Source organism: Rhizobium jaguaris, from assembly GCF_003627755.1.
Taxonomy (GTDB): domain Bacteria; phylum Pseudomonadota; class Alphaproteobacteria; order Rhizobiales; family Rhizobiaceae; genus Rhizobium; species Rhizobium jaguaris.
Genome location: NZ_CP032694.1, coordinates 2,226,152 through 2,245,925, shown reverse-complemented (window position 1 = coordinate 2,245,925; position 19,774 = coordinate 2,226,152). Strand labels below are relative to the sequence as shown.

Genomic DNA, 19,774 nt, shown 5'->3' with positions numbered 1-19,774 from the left:
GTTTAGCACTGATTTTCCAGCGCGTCATCATTTTGGTGGGACGGATAGCAAGTTTCGGCAGGGGCGGGATCTGCAAACAGGCGCTTGTGATCGTGAATAGACCGTAACATTGCCCCGAAGCCGCCGGGGACGTGCCGCGCATTCGCCTAAATCGAATCCTAATATTTTATTCTGGGGTCGTGTGTGCCAAGTATTGCGTGAGAGAAACAGGTATGTCACCTCTGCTGTCGATGATGGGATCGTTATTCAGAAAGACGATCCGGGCATTCTTTGCCATGATGTTGGTTTTGGCTGGTATCGCTGTCGCAAGCGCGGCCCAAGCCCAAGGTTCCCCCGAAAAGAGAATAGCGCTTGTTGTGGGCAACGCTGCCTACCAAGCCGGCGCCTTGCCGACGACGGCCAATGATGCCGGTCTGATTGCGCAAACGCTGCAGGCCGCCGGCTTCGATGTGATCGGCGCACGCGACCTCGACCAGAACGGATTGCGCGATGCGATGAGGGACTTCCTGACAAAAGCGAATGCGTCAGGTCCCAATACCGTCGTTTTCGTCTATCTAGCGGGCTACGGGGTGCAGTATCAGGGCGATAATTATTTCGTGCCTGTGGACGCTCAAATCGCCAATGCCACGGATGTTCCGGTCCAGGCTCTACGGACTTCCGATTTCACCAAATCGCTGGCCGCCATCAACAATCGTGGCAGCATCGTCGTGCTCGATGCGGCGAGGGCCAATCCATTCGTGCAGTCCAATCAACCGCTGGCCGGCGGCCTGGCGCTAGTCGATCCAGACGCCAATCAACTGATCGCCTTTAATGCCGCGCCCGGTACGGTCGCGCCGCAGGAGGCCGGCCCTTATGGTTCCTATGCGCATGCGCTGGCGGAGATGATCCGAGTCGGCGGTCTGTCGCTCGGCGACGTGTTCGATCGGACACGGCTGCGGGTCAGCGATCTGACCAAGGGCGCGCAGATCTCGTGGGATGCCTCCAAATTCAACAACGACTTCACCTTCTTCGATCGCGGCCCCAATGCGCCAGCCGCCCAGGTGTCCAGCTACGACAATGCTGCAATCCGGACGAAGGCGATCCGCGATTTCAACGAGCGGGATGCCTATTTCGCCGCGCTCGATCGCGACACGATGCAGGGCTATGAGGATTTCCTAGCGGCCTATCCGCACGACGCTATGGCCAGGCGGGTGCGCGCCATCATTGCCGCCCGTCGCGAAGCGATCACCTGGCGCGAAACCTGGAATGCGGACACGCCAGAGGCCTACTGGTCCTATCTGAGACGCTATCCGCGTGGTCCCCATGTCTGGGATGCCCGCCGCCGTCTGGAACATTTCGAGGCGGCACTCGAGCCGCCGCCGTCGTTTGCTGTGATTGAATATGACGTGCCGCCGCCGCCACCGCCGGAAATCGTCTACATCGACCGGCCTCTGCTGTTTTTCGATGATACCGACTTTGGCTATCCGCCGCCGCCGCCCGTCGTCTTCCTGGCACCCCCGCCATCGGATTTCGTCGTGCTTGAGCCGCCGGAGCCTTCGGTCGATCTCTACGTATTGCCGGCGCCGGTCTTCGTTCCGGTTCCGGATTGGGTCGACCCACCACGCGATGTAGCACCGCCCGAAAACAACATCTACTTCAACAACATCCACAATACGGTCGTGAACAACACGACGGTCAACAACACGACCGTCAACCAGAACGGGGCTGCACCTGCCGCGCCGGGTCTGACGACCGGACAGAAGCTCGGCGCCGCGGCCGTCATTGCCGGCGCAGGCGCAGCGGCAATGCACGTTGCCTTGCCACCCTCGGTGCAGAAGAAGGCTGCTGTTCTGCAGAAACAGAATCCGGCCCCAGCGGCCAAAGCAGCGCCCGCAACCGGTCCGGCCGCAGCGCCTGCGGTTCAGCCACAGGGCGGAAACGCCGCTCACGCGCTTCCCGGCGCCAGCGGACAGCCCCTGCTGCCGGCCGGCAAGTTGCCGACCAATCAGGCAGCGCCTCAGGCGAAGCAGGCTCAGCCGCCTCAGGCTGCACCCAATGCCGTGCAGAAACCGGCTGTCGCTGCTCAACCTGCCCAACCGGGCGCAAATCCCGCTGCGCATGCGCTTCCCGGTTCGAAGGGGCGGCCGCTGCCACCTGCTGGCAACACGCCGGCCGTGAAAGGTCAAAATCAGATTGCAAAGACCCCGGCACCTCAGGCGGCTCCAGGCGTCCAGCCGAATGCCGCTGCCGCAGCGCCGAAACCCAACGTTCGTAACCAGACCGTGAAGCCAGCGACACCTCCCGTTGTCGCCAAGGTTCCCCCGAAACCCAAGGCGGTTCAGCCGCAGGTCAGCAGCCAGCCTCCTGTCGCAGCAGCGCCGCCACGACATGTCAATCCGCCGCCGGCCGCTCAACCAAAGCCTGCGCCTCGCGTGGCCGCACAGCCGAAGGCGCCCGCTCCGAAGCCGCAGGCTCAACCCAGGCCGCAGCCTCAGATACAGGCTCAGCCTAGACCGCAACCCCGCATACAGGCCCAGCCAAGGCCACAGCCGCAGGCTCAACCAAAGCCGCAGCCTCAGCCCCAGCCAAAGGTCATGCAGCAGAGACCTCCACCGGCGCCGCAGAAAGCACCGCCCGCGCCGCAGAAGCCTCCGGAAAAGAAGAAGTGCGGTGCTCCGGGCCTGCCTGCATGCCAATGACCGATAATATCTCGCGATAATCTGAAGGCCCGCTCCAGCGGGCCTTCGCTATCAAGATTGCCGCCTGATCGCGCTTGTTGAAATCCTGCCGTGCGTTTAGCACTTGTCGACCGGTCCATAATCGGCACGGTCGTATGCGTACCGCAGGCTTCAGATCTATCACGAAAGCAGGCAGGCAATGAGTGACACCATCATACTCGAAACCCCGCGCCTCGTTCTGACGATGTGGAACAAGAGCGATGCCGAAATGATTCGGCAGTTGCATTCGACGATCGAAACGACCCGCTATCTTTCGGGTGCCGCCCCATGGACCCTGGGGAAGGCCGAGGACCGTCTGAAGACCTGGTTCGGCGAACAGGCGCGCGATGGCGTGACCAAATACAAAATGCTTAGACGGGATGACGGCCGTTTCATCGGCCGGGCCGGCTTCTCCCGGTTTCAGGAGGAACGCGACCGAGGCGAATTCGAGCTCGGCTATTCCATCCGCCAGGATGCCTGGGGAAACGGCTATGCGACCGAGATTGCGGGCGCGCTGGCGGATTGGTTTTTCCAACGCGGTTTCGCCAGCCAGTTCATCGCCTTCACGCATCCGGAAAACGCCGCGTCGCAGCGTGTTCTCCGCAAAATCGGTATGCAATACCGTTCGCCGATCGTCATCGATGGCGTTTCAGGTCTTTGTTTTAAGATGTCGCGGTAACTCATACCTTCACCCAACGGGGAGAAGGTCGAGCGAAGCTCGGGTTGAGGGGGTGTATTGGGAGGTGAGGGCTCTCTTGATGGTATCTCAAACCGCGTGCCGCGATGCGACAAGCCCTCATCCGCCCTTCGGGCACCTTCTCCCCGAGGCGAGAAGATAAATCACCTGATCCGCTTGGCTGCCGGTTCCGGCACCAATTCGCCGTTCAGACGACGATCGAGGTAGTCTTCGCATTCGCCGAGCAATGTGTCGACCTGGCCGTTGAAGAAGTGGTTGGCGCCGGGGACGATCCTGTGGGTGATGAGGATGCCCTTTTGCGTCTTCAGTTTTTCGACAAGGCCGTTGACGTCCTTTTCCGGGGCGACCTTGTCGGAATCACCGTTGATGATCAGGCCGGACGACGGGCAGGGCGCCAGAAACGAGAAATCGTAGATGTTCGGCTGCGGCGCGATCGACATGAAGCCTTCGATTTCCGGACGGCGCATCAGAAGCTGCATGCCGATCCAGGCGCCGAAGGAATAGCCGGCGACCCAGCAGCTTTTCGAATCCGGATGCAGGCTCTGCACCCAGTCAAGTGCCGAGGCAGCGTCCGACAACTCACCAGCGCCGTGGTCGAATTCGCCCTGGCTGCGGCCAATGCCGCGGAAATTGAAGCGCAGCGTCGTAAAGCCGCGCTTCTGGAACATGTAGAAGAGTTGGTAGACGACCTGATTGTTCATCGTGCCGCCAAACTGCGGATGCGGGTGCAGGATGATCGCGATCGGGGCGCTCTTTTCCTTGGAGGGCTGATAGCGGCCTTCAAGGCGGCCTGCGGGGCCGTTGAAAATAACTTCGGGCATCGATACTCCGGCTCTTCTTTTTCTGCGTTCAAACCATGTGGGAAGCAGTAAGTTGACTTGACTATTGCGCTCATCTTTTCTAGAACGCAGTTTAGAACAGTTCGAAACTTGGCGCGAACTTCCACGTGTTGTTTGTTCGACGGTTTGTGGAACGTGTCATAAGGCATGCCCGGCTGAAATTTCAAGGAAAATGAGCCGGGCGGAATAATGCTTCGTCAGGCAGGAAGAAGATTATGGCGGCAACGCGCCTTTATCTCGACTGGAATGCCACCGCACCGCTTCATCCGGCGGCGCGCGATGCAATGTTGCATGCCTTGGACCTCTATGGAAACCCCAATTCCGTTCATGGCGAAGGCCGCGCCACACGGGCGGCGATCGAGGCCGCGCGCCGGCAAGTCGCAAGTCTGACGGGCGCCGAGCCGGCCCATGTCGTCTTCACCAGCGGCGCGACGGAAGCTGCCAACATGGTGCTGACGCCGGAATTCCGCATGGGCCGTACGCCGCTTGTAATCGACCATCTCTATATATCGGCCATCGAGCATCCCGCCGTGCTGGAAGGCGGCCGGTTTCCAAAGGAAAAGATCAGCGAAATTCCAGTTACTTCGAACGGCGTCGTCGATCTTGCTGCGCTGGAAGCGATGCTTTCGACGCACGACAAGGCAAGCGGGCTGCCGATGGTGGCGATCATGCTCGCCAACAATGAAACCGGTATTCTCCAGCCCGTATACGAAGCGGCAAAGATCGTTCAGGCATTCGGCGGCGTGTTTGTCGTCGATGCCGTGCAGGCAGCCGGCCGGGTTCTGCTCGACATCAAAGCGATCGGCGCGGATTTCCTCATCGTCTCGTCGCACAAGATCGGCGGACCGAAAGGGGCGGGCGCGCTCGTGTCGCGCGGCGAAATGTTGATGCCGAAGCCGCTGATTCATGGCGGCGGGCAGGAAAAGGGACATCGCTCCGGCACGGAGAATGCGCTGGCTGTCATGGGCTTTGGCGCCGCCGCTGCCGCCGCCGTCGCCGAGTTCGACGGTCGCAATGCGGCAGTTGAAAAACTCCGTGACCGGCTGGAAGAGGGCATGCTGCTTGCCGCACCCGATGTCATCATTCATGGCAAGGACGGTCCACGCGTGCCCAATACCAGTTTCTTCACCCTGCCGGGGCTGAAGTCCGAAACCGGACAGATCGCCTTCGATCTCGAAGGGCTGGCGATTTCGGCAGGCTCGGCCTGCTCCTCCGGCAAGGTGGGTGAAAGCCATGTGCTCGTGGCAATGGGCTGCGATCCCAAGCTCGGGGCGCTGCGTATTTCGCTCGGTTTTACGACGACCGAAGAGGATGTCGATCGGGCAATTGCCGCCTTTGCCAGAATTGCGGGACGGCGTAAAGCTGCCGGCGCTGCGGCCTAATGGCCACAAATTTGCGGAAACACAAATTTCCGCTTGCCAAGCGGGCTGAAAAGTCCCTTTTGGCCGACTACATACATGGTAGACATTTCAGTCTGCCGCAACGTTGACAAGCTGCCGGACCTTGGATCCGGCGAGATTGGAGAACGACATGCCTGCAGTCCAGGAAACAGTCGATCAGGTTCGCCAGATCGACGTGGACCAGTATAAATACGGTTTTGAAACCACGATCGAAATGGACAAGGCTCCCAAGGGCTTGTCCGAGGATATCATCCGCTTGATTTCGGCCAAGAAGCGGGAGCCGGAATGGATGCTGGAATGGCGTCTCGGGGCTTACCGCCGCTGGCTGACGCTGGAAGAGCCGACTTGGGCCCGCGTCGAGTATCCGAAGATCGACTTCAACGACATCCACTATTACGCTGCGCCGAAGAGCACCTCCGGCCCGACGTCGCTCGACGAGGTCGATCCGGAACTGCTGAAGGTCTATGAGAAGCTCGGCATCCCCTTGCGTGAGCAGGAGATCCTCGCCGGCGTCAAGCAGTCGAAGATCGCCGTCGACGCTGTGTTCGATTCGGTCTCGGTGGTTACGACCTTCAAGGAAGAGCTGAAGAAGGTCGGCGTGATCTTCATGTCGATATCGGAAGCCATCCGCGAACACCCTGAACTCGTGCGCAAATATCTCGGCTCCGTCGTGCCGACGACCGATAATTTCTATGCGACGCTGAATTCGGCTGTCTTCACCGACGGCTCCTTCGTCTTCGTGCCGAAGGGCGTGCGGTGCCCGATGGAGCTCTCCACCTATTTCCGCATCAACGAAAAGAACACCGGCCAGTTCGAGCGCACGCTGATCATCGCCGAAGAGGGAGCCTATGTCTCTTATCTCGAAGGCTGCACCGCGCCGCAGCGTGATGAAAACCAGCTGCATGCGGCTGTGGTCGAGCTGATTGCCCTGGACGACGCCGAAATCAAGTATTCGACCGTCCAGAACTGGTATCCGGGCGACAAGCACGGCAAGGGCGGCATCTACAACTTCGTCACCAAGCGCGGCGATTGCCGCGGCGATCGTTCGAAGATCTCCTGGACGCAGGTCGAGACCGGTTCGGCAATCACCTGGAAATACCCGTCCTGCATCCTGCGCGGCGACGACAGCCGCGGCGAGTTCTACTCGATCGCAGTATCCAACGGCCATCAGCAGGTCGACAGCGGCACCAAGATGCTCCATCTCGGCAAGAACACATCGAGCCGCATCATCTCCAAGGGCATCGCCGCCGGCGTCTCGCAGAACACCTATCGCGGCCAGGTCTCGGCCCACCGCCGCGCTTCGAATGCCCGCAACTTCACACAGTGCGATTCGCTGCTAATCGGCGACAAGTGTGGTGCACATACGGTGCCCTATATCGAGGCGAAGAACTCGACCGCGCAGTTCGAGCACGAAGCCACCACGTCGAAGATCTCCGAAGATCAGTTGTTCTACTGCCTGCAGCGTGGCATTCCCGAAGAAGCGGCGATCGCGTTGATCGTCAACGGCTTCGTCAAGGAAGTCCTGCAGGAACTGCCGATGGAGTTCGCCGTCGAGGCACAGAAGCTGATCGGCATCTCGCTGGAAGGCAGCGTCGGCTAAAGCCTTCGATAAGAGACATGCTTCAGGCGCGCAAGCGGCGCGCCGCACCTTCATTCCTTCGATAGGATTCTACTATGCTTGAAATCAAGAACCTGCACGCCCGTATCGCCGAAGACGGCACCGAGATCATCCGCGGCCTGGACCTTACGGTGAAGGCAGGCGAAGTGGCTGCCATCATGGGGCCGAACGGCTCCGGCAAGTCGACGCTCTCCTATATTCTTTCCGGCCGCGAAGATTACGAAGTCACCGAGGGTGACATCCTCTACAACGGCGAAAGCATTCTGGAACTCGACGCTGCCGAGCGCGCCGCCAAGGGCATCTTCCTGGCCTTCCAGTATCCGGTCGAGATCCCCGGCGTTGCCACCATGCAATTCCTGAAGGTGGCGATGAACGAGCAGCGCAAGGCGCGCGGCGAAGCCGAACTGACGACACCGGATTTCATGCGCCGCGTCAAGGACGCCGCCGGCAAGCTGCACATCAACACCGAGATGCTGAAGCGCCCGCTGAACGTCGGCTTCTCCGGCGGCGAGAAGAAGCGCGCCGAAATCCTGCAGATGGCGCTCCTGGAGCCGCAGCTTTGCGTGCTGGACGAAACCGACTCCGGTCTCGATATCGATGCGCTGAAGATCGTCGCCGACGGCGTCAACTCGCTGCGTTCGCCTGACCGCGCCGTGATCGTCATCACCCACTACCAGCGCCTGCTTGACTATATCATCCCCGACACCGTTCACGTGCTCTACAAGGGACAGGTGATCAAGTCGGGCGACAAGACGCTGGCGCATGAGCTTGAAGCCAACGGCTATGCCGACATCATCGGGGCTGCGGCCTGATCGGGGCGGAAAGGAGACGTCGATGAACATTCAGACGACGAGCCGCCTGACCGCCGCGGAGACGGCGCTGATCGAGGCGTATAACGACCAATTGGGCGATTTGCCGGGAGATGGCGACGTGCTCGCCGTCCGCGACCGCCTGCTGGACGATCTCAAGACCGCCGGCCTGCCGACGCGTCGTTTCGAGTCCTGGCACTATACCGATTTCAAGAGCCTGCTGCGATCGGTTCCGACCGACCTCGGCTCCGGCAATGTCGAACCCTTGTCGCCGACCGTCCCCGGTTCGGCTGTGCTGCCGGTTCTGCAGGGCAGCGTGACCGGCAAGACTTCCGTCGATGGCCTGGTTGTCAGCCGCTATGCCGATAGTTTGGCGGATGGTACCGCAGCCGCCGGCCTGACCGCGCTTGGCAGGGACGACGCCATCGGCCGTATCAACGGCAGCTTCGTACGGGACGGCTATGTCATCGAATTTCCCGATGGCACCGAACTCGATGCGCCGCTGGAGATTCAGTTCGTCCACGCGGGCGGCCAAATTCACAGCCGCCTGCCAGTCTCGTTCGGCGCCAATGTCAAGGCGACCGTAATCGAGCGCCACGAGGCCGTGCCCGGTGCCGCGGCACTGGTCTCCTCGGTCAGCGACGTCAAGATCGGCAAAGGTGCCGAAGTGACCTGGATCATCCTGCAAGAGCAGGGAACTGAGGATACGCATCTCGGCCAGATCCGCGTCGATCTTGGCGCGGATGCCAAGCTGAAGTTGTTCGTCATCAACGCCGGCGGCAAGCTGGTTCGTCAGGAGCTGCATGTGAAGGTCACGGGCGAGGGCTCCGACCTCGTGCTGCGTGGCATCAATCTGCTCGGCGGGGACACGCATACGGATGTGACGCTGGCGCTTGGCCACAACGTGCCGCACACGGGATCGACGGAGATCGTGCGCAATGTGGTGTTCGACCGCGCCCGCGGCGTCTTCCAGGGCATGATCCGCGTGGCACCGGATGCGCAGAAGACCGATGCCCGCATGGCCTGCAATACGCTGCTGATGTCCGATGACGCCGAGTTCTCCGTCAAGCCGGAGCTCGAAATCTTTGCCGACGACGTGCAGTGCGGCCATGGCGCCACTGTCGCCGATATCGACGCCAACCATCTGTACTACATGATGGCGCGCGGCGTTCCGAAGAACAAGGCTCGTGCCATGCTGGTCAACGCCTTCGTGGCCGAGATCGTCGAAGAGCTGGAAGACGAAACCCTGGTCGAGGCGCTGGAAGGCGTCATCTCGGCCTGGCTCGAAAAGCATGCCTGATTGGAGCAACGCTCGTGGACAAGATCGTACCAGCCACCGCCTATGACGTCGAAGCGATCCGCCGGGATTTTCCGATCCTGTCGACGACCGTCCATGGCAAACCGCTGGTCTATCTCGACAATGGTGCATCAGCACAGAAGCCGCAGGTCGTGATCGACGCGGTGTCGCACGCCTATTCCCGCGAATATGCCAACGTGCACCGCGGGCTGCACTTTCTCTCCAATGCCGCCACCGAGGCTTATGAGGCTGCGCGCGAAAAGGTGCGCCGCTTTCTGAATGCGCCGTCAGTGGATGATATCGTCTTCACCAAGAACTCGACCGAGGCGATCAATACCGTCGCCTATGGCTGGGGCATGCCCAAGCTCAGCGAAGGCGACGAGATCGTGCTTTCGATCATGGAGCATCATTCCAACGTCGTGCCCTGGCATTTCATCCGCGAGCGGCAGGGCGCCAAACTGGTCTGGGTGCCGGTCGACGATGACGGCGCTTTCCACATTGAGGACTTCGAAAAGAGCCTGACGGAACGCACCAAGCTCGTCGCCATCACCCATATGTCGAATGCGCTCGGCACCGTCGTTCCGGTCAAGGAAATCTGCCGGATCGCCCATGAGCGCGGTATTCCCGTGTTGATCGATGGATCGCAGGGCGCCGTGCACCTGCCCCTCGATGTACAGGACATCGATTGCGACTGGTACGTCATGACCGGCCACAAGCTCTACGGCCCTTCGGGGATCGGTATGCTTTACGGCAAGAAGGACAGGCTTCGCGAGATGCGGCCCTTCCAGGGCGGCGGTGAGATGATCTTCGACGTCACCGAAGATAAGGTCACCTATAACGATCCGCCGCACCGTTTCGAGGCGGGTACACCGCCCATCGTGCAGGCGATCGGGCTTGGCGTCGCGCTCGATTACATGGAGAGCGTCGGCCGCGAGGCAATCGCCCGGCACGAGGCCGATCTCGCGGTCTACGCAGCGGAACGGCTGCGGGAGATCAATTCCTTACGCATTTTCGGCACGGCACCTGGCAAAGGCGGTATCTTCTCCTTCGAACTTGCGGGTATTCATTCCCACGACGTCTCGATGGTGATCGACCGTCAGGGCGTCGCCGTGCGCGCGGGCACCCATTGTGCCCAGCCGCTCTTGAAACGCTTCGGCGTCACCTCCACATGCCGTGCATCATTCGGCATGTATAATACCCGTGCCGAGGTGGATGCCCTGGCCGATGCGCTGGAATATGCGCGTAAATTCTTTGCCTGAGGAGGCAAGCGATGTCACTCGATGAAAGCGAACAGAAGATCGACGTGCGCGAGGGCATCGTGCATTCCAGCATTCCCGAGGCCGAGCTGGCTCGCCTCAGCGATGACGTCATCTCCGCGCTGAAAACGGTCTATGACCCTGAAATTCCCGCCGATATCTTCGAACTCGGTCTGGTCTACAAGATCGATATCGAAGATGATCGCATGGTGAAGATCGTCATGACGCTGACCGCGCCGGGTTGCCCGGTCGCCGGCGAAATGCCCGGATGGGTCGAAAATGCGGTCGGCGCCGTCGAAGGCGTCTCCGGCGTCGAGGTTGCCATGACCTTCGACCCGCCGTGGACACCGGATCGCATGTCGGAAGAGGCGCAGGTAGCGGTAGGCTGGTATTGAAGGTTTAAGCCGCCCGCTTTACATTATGACTCGAAGCACCGGATCTTGAACCCGGTTGTGGAAGGAGAATAAGCCCATGGGCTTTGCAGTGATGAGCATGACGGATGACGCGGCAGCGCGCGTCAAGGCGATCGTCGAGAATTCCGGCCCTGATGCCAAGGGCGTTCGCGTCGGCATCAAGAAGGGCGGCTGCGCCGGGATGGAATATACCATCGACCTGGTGACCGAGCCGAATGCCAAGGACGACCTCATCGAGCGCAATGGCGCCAAGGTATGGGTCGAGCCGTCGGCAGTGCTTTATCTGCTTGGCACCGAGATGGGTTTCGAGACCACGACGCTGCGCTCTGGCTTCACCTTCACCAATCCGAACCAGACGTCGGCTTGCGGCTGCGGCGAATCCGTAGAACTGAAGCCTGCCGACCTCGCTGCTTTGGCAGCGCAACGTCAGGCCGCTCCCGCCGTCTGACGGATGCCGATGGCCGCTGAGATCAGGCGGCGTCGGATTCGTGCTCGACCGCCAGTACGGGGGTCAGTTTCAGGCCGAGCGCCTTGACGACCTTCAAGATGGTCGCAAATTCCGGATTTCCGTCACCACTCAGCGCCCGATAAAGAGCCGAACGGTTCATGCCGACATCCTTGGCAAGCTTGCTCATGTTGCGCGTCCGCGCCACTTCGCCGAGCGCCTTGGCAATGGAGGACGGATCGTCGGTTTCGAAGGCCGCCGCGATATAGCCGTCGACGGCGTCCACGCTGACGGGCGTTTCCCGGGCCATATTATATGCCTTTCTGTATGAGCCAATCGCGGATGAGGCCTGCTTCGCTCTCGTGCAAGCAGTGGCCCGTCGGCAGCACGTAGCCGCTGACGTCCGCGTGACAGTTTTCGAATTGAGTTTTTACAAGAGCCGAATCGTCCGGATGCCGCCGTTCATCATTTTCACCTGCGGTGATCAGGACAGGCAGATCTGGAATCGACGGGAAAGCTTCTCCCGGCGCGGGCGACAACGGCCGTAACAGGATAGCGCCCGATGCCAAGTCAGGCCGGGTGTGCATAATCGATGCGGCCATGATCGCACCGTTGGAAAAGCCGAGCAAAATGGGAGACTGTCTTAACAGGCGCTGTTCGATAGTACTGTCCAGGAACCGGCAGAGCAGAGCCGTCTGCTCGCGGAGATCGTCATAGTCGAGGCTCCGGTCGGGATTGCGACGGAAAAAGGCAAAGCCATCGTCCCATTCCACGCCGCCGCGCAAAGACATATAGGGCCGTTGTGGCGCAACCTCATCTGCAAGCGGAATAAGTTCCGCTTCGCTTCTTCCGCTGCCATGCAACAGAAGGAGCGGCGGAGAGGAGAAACATTCCCGCCCCGCAACGAAGTAAAATCCTGATAAATTTGGCATGATGTATGACTTCCAGCGCCGTGTTTCGCCGCGCTATAAAAATGCAGCGTATCCCATCGGACGCGCGGCGCAGTCATAGAGTTTTTTCGCGATAGATTTATGTCGGGAGAGAGTGAAGCGGCTGAACCGCTTCACTTTTTTTGAAAAGCACTTATTCCGCAGCTTCGGCGTAAGCCTCAACCGGCGGGCAGGTGCAGATGAGATTCCGGTCGCCATAGACGTTGTCGACGCGATTGACAGGCGACCAATATTTGTCGACCCGGAAAGCGCCTGGCGGGAAGCAGGCCTGTTCGCGGGAATAAGGCCGGTTCCACTCTCCAACCAGGTCTTCAACCGTATGCGGCGCGTTTTTCAACGGATTGTTGGTCTTGTCCATCCGGCCTTCTTCGATGGCGCGGGCTTCCTCGCGGATCGCCAGCATCGCTTCGCAGAAGCGATCAAGCTCCGCTTTGGTTTCCGATTCGGTCGGCTCGATCATCAGCGTGCCGGCAACCGGCCAGCTCATGGTCGGCGCATGGAAGCCGCAATCGATCAGGCGCTTGGCGACGTCATCGACGGTGACGCCGGCGCTGTCGACCAGCGGACGCGTGTCGATGATGCATTCGTGCGCCACGCGGCCGGCCTTCGACTTGTAGAGCACATCGTAAGCGCCCTTCAGCCGGGCTGCGATATAGTTGGCGTTGAGGATCGCGACCTTCGTCGCCTGCGTCAGTCCTTCGCCGCCCATCATCAGGCAATAGCTCCAGGAGATCGGCAGAATCGAAGCCGAGCCAAAGGCTGCCGCAGACACCGCGCCCCCTTTGTCGTGATAGGTGGGGCCGTCTGTTTCCGGGTGGCCGGGCAGATGCGCCGCCAGGTGCGCCTTGACGCCGATGGGACCCATGCCGGGACCGCCGCCGCCATGCGGAATGCAGAAGGTCTTGTGTAGGTTCAGGTGGCTGACGTCGGAACCGATATCGCCTGGGCGGGAAAGGCCGACCATGGCGTTCATGTTGGCGCCATCAAGGTAGACCTGGCCGCCGTGCATATGCACGATATCGCAAATCTCCTTGACCGTCTCTTCGAAGACGCCGTGCGTCGACGGATAGGTGATCATGCAGCAGGAGAGGGTATCCGCATATTGCTCCGCCTTGGCGCGGAAATCGGCCATATCGATGTCGCCGTCATCGCTAACCTTGACGACGACCACCTTCATGCCGGCCATCTGGGCCGAGGCCGGGTTGGTACCGTGCGCAGAGGTCGGGATCAGGCAGACGTCACGATGGCCGTGACCGTTGGCGATGTGGTAGTTGCGGATGGTCAGAAGGCCCGCATATTCGCCCTGCGCGCCTGAGTTCGGTTGCATAGAGAAAGCATCGTAGCCCGTGACCGCGCAGAGCTTTTCCGTCAGGTCGTCGATCATCTCGCGATAGCCGAGCGCCTGGTCGGCCGGAACGAACGGATGGATGTCGGAAAACTCCGGCCAGGTGATCGGCAACATTTCCGCCGTCGCGTTCAGCTTCATCGTGCAGGAGCCGAGCGGGATCATGGCGCGGTCAAGCGCCAGGTCGCGGTCGGAGAGCCGGCGGATGTAGCGGGTCATCTCGCTTTCGGCGCGGTTCATGTGGAAGATCGGATGCGTCAGATATTCGCTGGTGCGCAACAGGTTCTTCGGAAGGCGATAGCCGGGCTCGAAGTCGGCCAGAGCGAAGTTACCGCCGAACGCGCGCCAGACGGCTTCCAGCGTCGCTGGACGTGTGCGCTCGTCGAGGCTCATGCCGATCTTGGTTTCTCCGACCTTGCGCAGATTGACACCTTCGGCGACGGCCGCGCCCAGGATCAGGCCCTGCATATGGCCGACCTCGACGGTGATCGTGTCGAAGAAGGTCTCCGGTTCGATCTTATAGCCGAGCTTTTCCAACCCCTTGGCCATCAATACGGCCTTCTGATGCACCTGTTGGGCAATGGCCTTGATGCCCTGCGGCCCGTGGAAGACGGCATACATGGAGGCCATGACGGCGAGCAGCACCTGCGCGGTGCAGATATTCGACGTCGCTTTTTCACGACGGATGTGCTGTTCGCGGGTCTGCAGCGACAGGCGATAGGCGCGGTTGCCGCGAGCGTCGACCGAGACGCCGACAAGGCGACCGGGCATGGAACGCTTATAGGCATCCTTGACGGCCATGTAGGCGGCATGCGGACCGCCGTAGCCAACCGGCACGCCGAAGCGCTGCGACGAGCCGACGGCAATGTCGGCACCCATTTCACCGGGCGACTTCAGCAGCGTCAACGCCAGCGGGTCGGCCGCGACAACGGCGATGGCGCCGGTCTGATGCAGTCTTGAGATCAGGCCGGTGAAGTCGTTGATGTGACCATGCGTGCCTGGATACTGGAAGATGGCGCCGAAGACATCGACCGGATCGAGTTCGGTGAAAGGATTACCGACGATGACAGTCCAGCCCAGCGGTTCCGCACGGGTCTTGATCAATGCGATGGTCTGCGGGTGGCAATCCGCGTCGACGAAGAAAGCCTTGGCCTTCGATTTCGCCACGCGTTCGGCCATCGCCATGCCTTCGGCGGCAGCAGTCGCTTCATCGAGAAGCGAGGCGTTGGCAACGTCGAGACCCGTCAGGTCGCAGATCATCGTCTGGTAGTTCAGCAATGCCTCGAGGCGACCCTGGCTGATTTCCGGCTGATACGGTGTATAGGCCGTGTACCAGGCCGGATTTTCCAGGATATTGCGCTGGATGACCGGTGGCGTGATCGTGCCGTAATAGCCCTGGCCAATCAGCGAGACGAGAACCTTGTTCTTGTTGGCGGTCTCGCGCAGCTTGTCGAGCGCCTCGCGCTCCGTCATCGGCGCGCCCCAGATGAGCGGCGCCTTCTGGCGGATGGAGGGCGGCAGCGTCGCATCGATCAGTCCGTCGAGGCTGCCATAGCCGATCACCTTCAGCATGTCGGCCATTTCAGACGGAGACGGGCCGATATGGCGGCGATTGGCGAAATCGTAGGGCTGGTAGTCCGTAAACGTGAATTCCGTAGGCGTATTCATTACGCGATGAGCTCCTTATAGCCGGCTTCATCCAGCAAACCACTGGCATCGGCGGCATTCTTAAGCTTCAACTTGAAGAACCAGCCAGCGCCCATCGGGTCGGAATTGACGAGTGCCGGATCCGCGGTAATGGCTTCGTTGATCTCGGTGATCTCGCCATCGAGCGGACAATAGACCTCTGACGCCGCCTTGACGGATTCGACGGTTGCCGCATCGTCGCCTTTGGAGAAGCTGGCGCCGACTTCGGGCAGTTCGACGAAAACGAGATCGCCGAGCTGTTCTGCGGCATGCGCCGTGATCCCGACGATCGCAACATCGCCTTCAATGTTCAGCCACTCATGTTCTTCGGTGAATTTCAGCATGGACGATCCTCTCTGGAATATGATGTTCAGCGTTTGTAGGTCGGGGTGATGAAGGGCAGGGTAGAAACGGCGACCGGCAGGTATTTGCCGCGCACCTCGGCATAGACCGGCGTGCCAGGCGCGGCGAAGCTGACTGGCACGTAGCCCATAGCAACGGGACCTTCGACACTCGGGCCAAAGCCACCGGAGGTGACTTCACCGATCTCGGTCTTGCCTTCAGCGTCCGCATAAAGCTTGGCGTGGCCGCGGACCGGCGCCTTGCCTTCCGGCTTCAGGCCGACACGGCGGCGCAAGGCGCCGTTGTCAAGTTCAGCAAGGATGCGGCTCGCACCGGGAAATCCGCCAGCGCGGGCGCCGCTGGTTTTGCGGGCTTTCTGCATTGCCCATTCGAGTGCGGCTTCCACCGGCGTCGTCGTCTGGTCGATGTCGTTGCCATAAAGGCAAAGCCCGGCTTCGAGACGCAGGGAATCGCGGGCGCCGAGGCCGATCGGCTGAACGTCGGGGTGCTCCAGCAGCCGCTTGGCAATGTCTTCAGCCTTGTCGGCCGGTACGGAAATCTCAAAACCGTCTTCGCCGCTATAGCCGGAGCGGGAGACAAGACAGGAAACGTCATGCAGGCGGCAATGGCGAACGTCCATGAACTTCATATGGGCGAGATCCGCCCAGAGCTCGGCGAGGACCGAAACGGCGCGCGGTCCCTGCAGCGCGATCAGGGCGCGATCAAGTAAAGTAACTTCGCAGATATCGCCGATATGGTCTTGAAGATGCTTGAAATCGGCATCCTTGCAGGCTGCATTGACGACGACGAAGAGGTAGTCGTCCATGTGCGTGATCATCAGATCGTCGAGAATGCCGCCATTGTCATCGGTGAAGAAACCGTAGCGTTGACGGCCCTCGGCGAGCCCGAAAATATCGACCGGCACGAGGCTCTCGAGTGCCAATGCTGCATCTTCATATTTGCCGGAGCGGGCACGGATCGTGACTTGCCCCATATGCGAGACGTCGAACACACCAGCCGATGCACGAGTCCAGAGATGCTCCTTGAGCACGCCCTGAGGATATTGCACCGGCATGTCATAGCCGGCAAACGGCACCATGCGGGCACCGAGCGACAGATGCAGGGCGTGAAGGGGTGTCTTCTTGAGGGCAGCGGTCTCGTCCAAAATGACGCCTCCGGGGTTTGCGCTCAGCCAAAAGCGCGGGCTCAAAATTCGGGCGCGACTGCGCCTTGCGATGAGCCCCCTCTGTCTGTTTGCCTGAGATTGTTATCCCTTCGGCGAACGCTTGCGCGCTTCTCTCCAGAGTTCCGTCTGCCCCTTGCTGGTCCTTTGGCCTGAGAGTTTCCGGGGCGGTTGCTCCTTCGGCACCGGCTCGCGCCGGATTCTCCCAACAAGGTTGAGTGCCATTATCTGGTAGTCGCGGAGGATGGCAAGGGGCAAATGTCGCGCTGAAACAAATTTTTGTCGTGTCGCGTCTCGAGCATATGTCATGCGCGCGACCAATGGATGCAGGGGACTTTGCAATGATGCTGCGAGAGGCTATCCCATGCGTGAACAGAGGAGCCGGGCAGGAGACAATGATGAACCGCAACTATGCCGCCGCATTGCTGATTTCGGCGATCGCGCTTTCCTTTTCCGCTGCAGCCGTCATGGCCCAGCAGGGTAACGACATGAACAAGATGCCCGGGATGCATATGGATGCGGGCAAGGCGCCGGCGGGTTCGGCGACAGTGAAGCTCGGAGACCTCGACATCAGCGGCGGCTATGTCCGCGCCATGTTGCCCGGCCAGCCGGTTGGTGGCGGCTACATCACCATCCACAATGGCGGCAGCGGCGACGACAGACTGACCTCGGTCACATCTTCGGCGGCCGGCAAGGTCGAGCTGCATGAGATGAAGATGGAAGGTGAGGTCATGAAGATGCGCGAAGTCAAGGAAGGTATCGCCATTCCCGCCGGCGCCACCGTGACGCTTTCGCCGAACAGCCTGCACATGATGTTCAAGCAGGTGAAGACGCCGTTCAAACAGGGCAGCACAGTGCCGGTAATGCTGATGTTCGATAAGGCTGGAATGGTTGATATCAGTTTGCCGGTCGTGGCGCCGAATGCAAGCTGAGGTCTGCGGAGCCACCAACAGGCATTGCTCTCACAAAATTCCCGCCCACAGATAATTCCGGTTTCCACTTTTCCTCGAAATGCTCTAAAGCCACCTCAAAAGGCCGGGATGACCCGGCCCTGGGGCCAGATCGCCCCAGTTCCCTGATTTGGTATGATCTTGTCCGAAAGAGCTTCACGCTTTTCGGGATCATGTCGCGGCGCTTGAAAGAAGAAGAATGGCCGGGATTGAGCATATAAAGGTCGAGCCTGATGAGGCCGGCATGCGCCTCGACCGCTGGTTCAAGGTGCATTTCCCTGGACTTGGCTTTGGACAATTGCAAAAGCTGATGCGCTCCGGCCAGGTGCGTGTCGACGGCGGACGCGTCAAAACGGATGCGCGCGTAGAGGCCGGGCAGATGGTGCGCGTGCCGCCGCTGGATGTCGACGCTAAGGGCACGAAGAACGGCCCCATTGCCGGCAAGGAATTGAAGCATTCCGGCGATGCCGAGCTTCTGGCACGCATGCTGCTGCATGAAGACGACAAGGTCTATGTGCTAAACAAGCCGGCCGGCCTTGCCGTACAGGGCGGCTCCGGCGTCAGCCGCCATATTGATAAGATGCTGGAGGCCTGGACGAGCCAGAAGGGCGAGAAGCCGCGCCTGGTGCATCGCCTCGACCGCGACACGTCCGGCGTCCTCGTCGTCGCCCGCACCCGCGGTGCGGCGCAGAAGCTGACGGCCGCCTTCCGCGAACGCGATACCAAGAAGACCTATTGGTCGCTGGTGAAGGGTGTACCGCGCAAGCACGAGGACAAGATTTCCACCTGGCTAGTGAAGGAAACGACACCGGACGGCGACCGTATGCGCATCGCCAAGCATGGCGAGGAGGGCGCAGATCATGCTGTCTCCTATTACCGCGTCGTGGAAACCGCCGCCCAGCGTCTCGCATGGCTGGAGATGGAACCCTATACCGGCCGCACCCACCAGCTCCGCGTCCATGCACTGCACATCGGCCATCCGATCATCGGCGACCCCAATATTTCGAGGACGATCCGAACTGGGATTTCCCAGGCGGCGTTCAGAAGCGCCTGCATCTGCATGCGCGCCATATCGATATCCCGCATCCGAATGGCGGCCGCCTGCGCGTCACGGCGCCGCTGCCGCCGCATATGGTGCAGACATGGAACCTCCTCGGCTTTGACGAGGCATCGGCAGGGGAGCCGGACGACGAATGAAGCTGGTGCTTTTCGATTGCGACGGGACACTGGTCGACAGCGTCCGGCTGATCCACGAGGTCATGGCGCGCACCTTCGTCGATTTCGGCTACAAGCGCCCTGATGTCGCCTCCACCAAGTCGATCATCGGCCTGACACTGGACATCGCAATTGCCCGCATGCAGGGCAAGCCGCATGTCGATGAGGAGGCAATCGCGATGACGGCGCACTATAAGTCGATCTTCCCCGGCGTGCGCGACGAAGGGGATATGCAGACGCCGCTTTTCGACGGCATCAAACCGTTGATCGAGACGCTGGCCGCCCACGATGAATTGCTGATCGGCGCTGTGACCGGCAAGTCCCGCCGCGGCCTGACGCATATACTTGAAGCGAATGGTTTTGCGCCCTATTTCGTCGTCTCGCGCACCGCGGATGACTGCCCCTCGAAGCCGCATCCCGCCATGGTGACGGAATGCTGCAGCGAGACCGGTATGGATCCGCATGATACAATTGTCATCGGCGATGCCGTCTACGACATGCAGATGGCGAAAGCGGCCGGGGCGACCGCGATCGGCGTTGCTTGGGGCTACGCTTCGGTGGAAGAACTGCTGGCCGCTGGTGCCGACACGATCGCCCATCACCCGAACGACCTGTTGAGCCATATTCTCTGAG

At 60.7% G+C, this 19,774-nt stretch carries 17 protein-coding genes, 1 pseudogene and 1 riboswitch; of the genes and pseudogenes, 12 read left to right on the top strand and 6 right to left on the bottom strand.

The features are described from left to right. Window positions 1-212: 212 nt before the first annotated feature. Both CCGE525_RS11015 and CCGE525_RS11010 read left to right on the top strand, forming a co-directional pair. Window positions 213-2,678: a caspase family protein gene (locus CCGE525_RS11015; protein ID WP_120704279.1), complete on the top strand. Its 2,466-nt coding sequence runs from the start codon at window positions 213-215 to the stop codon at window positions 2,676-2,678. Between the two features lie 178 nt (window positions 2,679-2,856). Next, window positions 2,857-3,375, top strand: coding sequence for a GNAT family N-acetyltransferase (locus CCGE525_RS11010; RefSeq protein WP_120704278.1), 519 nt, complete (start codon window positions 2,857-2,859; stop codon window positions 3,373-3,375). 161 nt (window positions 3,376-3,536) lie between these two features. Here the strand turns inward: CCGE525_RS11010 and CCGE525_RS11005 are convergent, their stop codons facing one another. After that, window positions 3,537-4,214 (bottom strand): alpha/beta hydrolase, encoded by a 678-nt coding sequence (locus tag CCGE525_RS11005; RefSeq protein WP_104823201.1) that lies wholly within the window; start codon window positions 4,212-4,214, stop codon window positions 3,537-3,539. A gap of 233 nt (window positions 4,215-4,447) precedes the next feature. Here CCGE525_RS11005 and CCGE525_RS11000 point away from each other — a divergent pair, with 233 nt between their 5' ends. The 7 genes from CCGE525_RS11000 to sufA all read left to right on the top strand — a co-directional run bounded on the left by CCGE525_RS11000 (window position 4,448) and on the right by sufA (window position 11,473). Next, complete coding sequence (locus tag CCGE525_RS11000) at window positions 4,448-5,614, top strand: cysteine desulfurase family protein (protein WP_120704277.1); 1,167 nt, start codon at window positions 4,448-4,450, stop codon at window positions 5,612-5,614. 148 nt (window positions 5,615-5,762) lie between these two features. Continuing rightward, window positions 5,763-7,232 carry a Fe-S cluster assembly protein SufB gene (gene sufB, locus CCGE525_RS10995; RefSeq protein ID WP_120704276.1) on the top strand — a complete coding sequence of 490 codons (1,470 nt, stop codon included), beginning with the start codon at window positions 5,763-5,765 and terminating at the stop codon, window positions 7,230-7,232. A gap of 74 nt (window positions 7,233-7,306) precedes the next feature. Beyond that, on the top strand, window positions 7,307-8,062 hold the full coding sequence (sufC, locus tag CCGE525_RS10990) for a Fe-S cluster assembly ATPase SufC (RefSeq protein ID WP_120704275.1): 756 nt from the start codon (window positions 7,307-7,309) through the stop codon (window positions 8,060-8,062). Between the two features lie 22 nt (window positions 8,063-8,084). Beyond that, window positions 8,085-9,359, top strand: a complete 1,275-nt coding sequence (gene sufD, locus CCGE525_RS10985; protein ID WP_120704274.1) for a Fe-S cluster assembly protein SufD — start codon at window positions 8,085-8,087, stop codon at window positions 9,357-9,359. 14 nt (window positions 9,360-9,373) lie between these two features. After that, window positions 9,374-10,615 (top strand): cysteine desulfurase, encoded by a 1,242-nt coding sequence (locus CCGE525_RS10980; protein WP_120704273.1) that lies wholly within the window; start codon window positions 9,374-9,376, stop codon window positions 10,613-10,615. Window positions 10,616-10,626: 11 nt separating this feature from the next. After that, window positions 10,627-11,007 (top strand): SUF system Fe-S cluster assembly protein, encoded by a 381-nt coding sequence (locus CCGE525_RS10975; protein ID WP_120704272.1) that lies wholly within the window; start codon window positions 10,627-10,629, stop codon window positions 11,005-11,007. Between the two features lie 76 nt (window positions 11,008-11,083). Continuing rightward, window positions 11,084-11,473, top strand: a complete 390-nt coding sequence (sufA, locus tag CCGE525_RS10970; protein ID WP_104823195.1) for a Fe-S cluster assembly scaffold SufA — start codon at window positions 11,084-11,086, stop codon at window positions 11,471-11,473. Window positions 11,474-11,495: 22 nt separating this feature from the next. Here the strand turns inward: sufA and CCGE525_RS10965 are convergent, their stop codons facing one another. The 5 genes from CCGE525_RS10965 to gcvT form a co-directional block, all read right to left on the bottom strand. Further along, window positions 11,496-11,780: an addiction module antidote protein gene (locus CCGE525_RS10965; RefSeq protein ID WP_120704271.1), complete on the bottom strand. Its 285-nt coding sequence runs from the start codon at window positions 11,778-11,780 to the stop codon at window positions 11,496-11,498. Window position 11,781: 1 nt separating this feature from the next. Beyond that, window positions 11,782-12,402: an alpha/beta hydrolase gene (locus CCGE525_RS10960; RefSeq protein ID WP_120704270.1), complete on the bottom strand. Its 621-nt coding sequence runs from the start codon at window positions 12,400-12,402 to the stop codon at window positions 11,782-11,784. A 151-nt stretch (window positions 12,403-12,553) separates the two neighbouring features. Next, complete coding sequence (gene gcvP / locus CCGE525_RS10955; RefSeq protein WP_120704269.1) at window positions 12,554-15,433, bottom strand: aminomethyl-transferring glycine dehydrogenase; 2,880 nt, start codon at window positions 15,431-15,433, stop codon at window positions 12,554-12,556. Beyond that, a complete protein-coding gene (gene gcvH, locus CCGE525_RS10950) occupies window positions 15,433-15,795 on the bottom strand; it encodes a glycine cleavage system protein GcvH (RefSeq protein ID WP_120704268.1) in 363 nt (120 codons plus the stop codon). The genes gcvP and gcvH overlap by 1 nt, the downstream gene beginning before the upstream one ends. Window positions 15,796-15,821: 26 nt before the next feature. Beyond that, a complete protein-coding gene (gcvT, locus tag CCGE525_RS10945; RefSeq protein ID WP_120704267.1) occupies window positions 15,822-16,958 on the bottom strand; it encodes a glycine cleavage system aminomethyltransferase GcvT in 1,137 nt (378 codons plus the stop codon). 148 nt (window positions 16,959-17,106) lie between these two features. Beyond that, window positions 17,107-17,194: riboswitch (glycine riboswitch) on the bottom strand. Between the two features lie 177 nt (window positions 17,195-17,371). Here gcvT and CCGE525_RS10940 point away from each other — a divergent pair. The 3 genes and pseudogenes from CCGE525_RS10940 (at window position 17,372) to CCGE525_RS10930 (ending at window position 19,773) form a co-directional block, all read left to right on the top strand. After that, complete coding sequence (locus tag CCGE525_RS10940) at window positions 17,372-17,908, top strand: copper chaperone PCu(A)C (protein ID WP_245472123.1); 537 nt, start codon at window positions 17,372-17,374, stop codon at window positions 17,906-17,908. A 217-nt stretch (window positions 17,909-18,125) separates the two neighbouring features. Next, window positions 18,126-19,123 (top strand): annotated as a pseudogene (locus tag CCGE525_RS10935) (RluA family pseudouridine synthase). Further along, window positions 19,120-19,773, top strand: coding sequence for an HAD-IA family hydrolase (locus CCGE525_RS10930; RefSeq protein ID WP_120704265.1), 654 nt, complete (start codon window positions 19,120-19,122; stop codon window positions 19,771-19,773). Before CCGE525_RS10935 ends, CCGE525_RS10930 begins: the two are co-directional and overlap by 4 nt. Window position 19,774 lies beyond the last annotated feature (1 nt).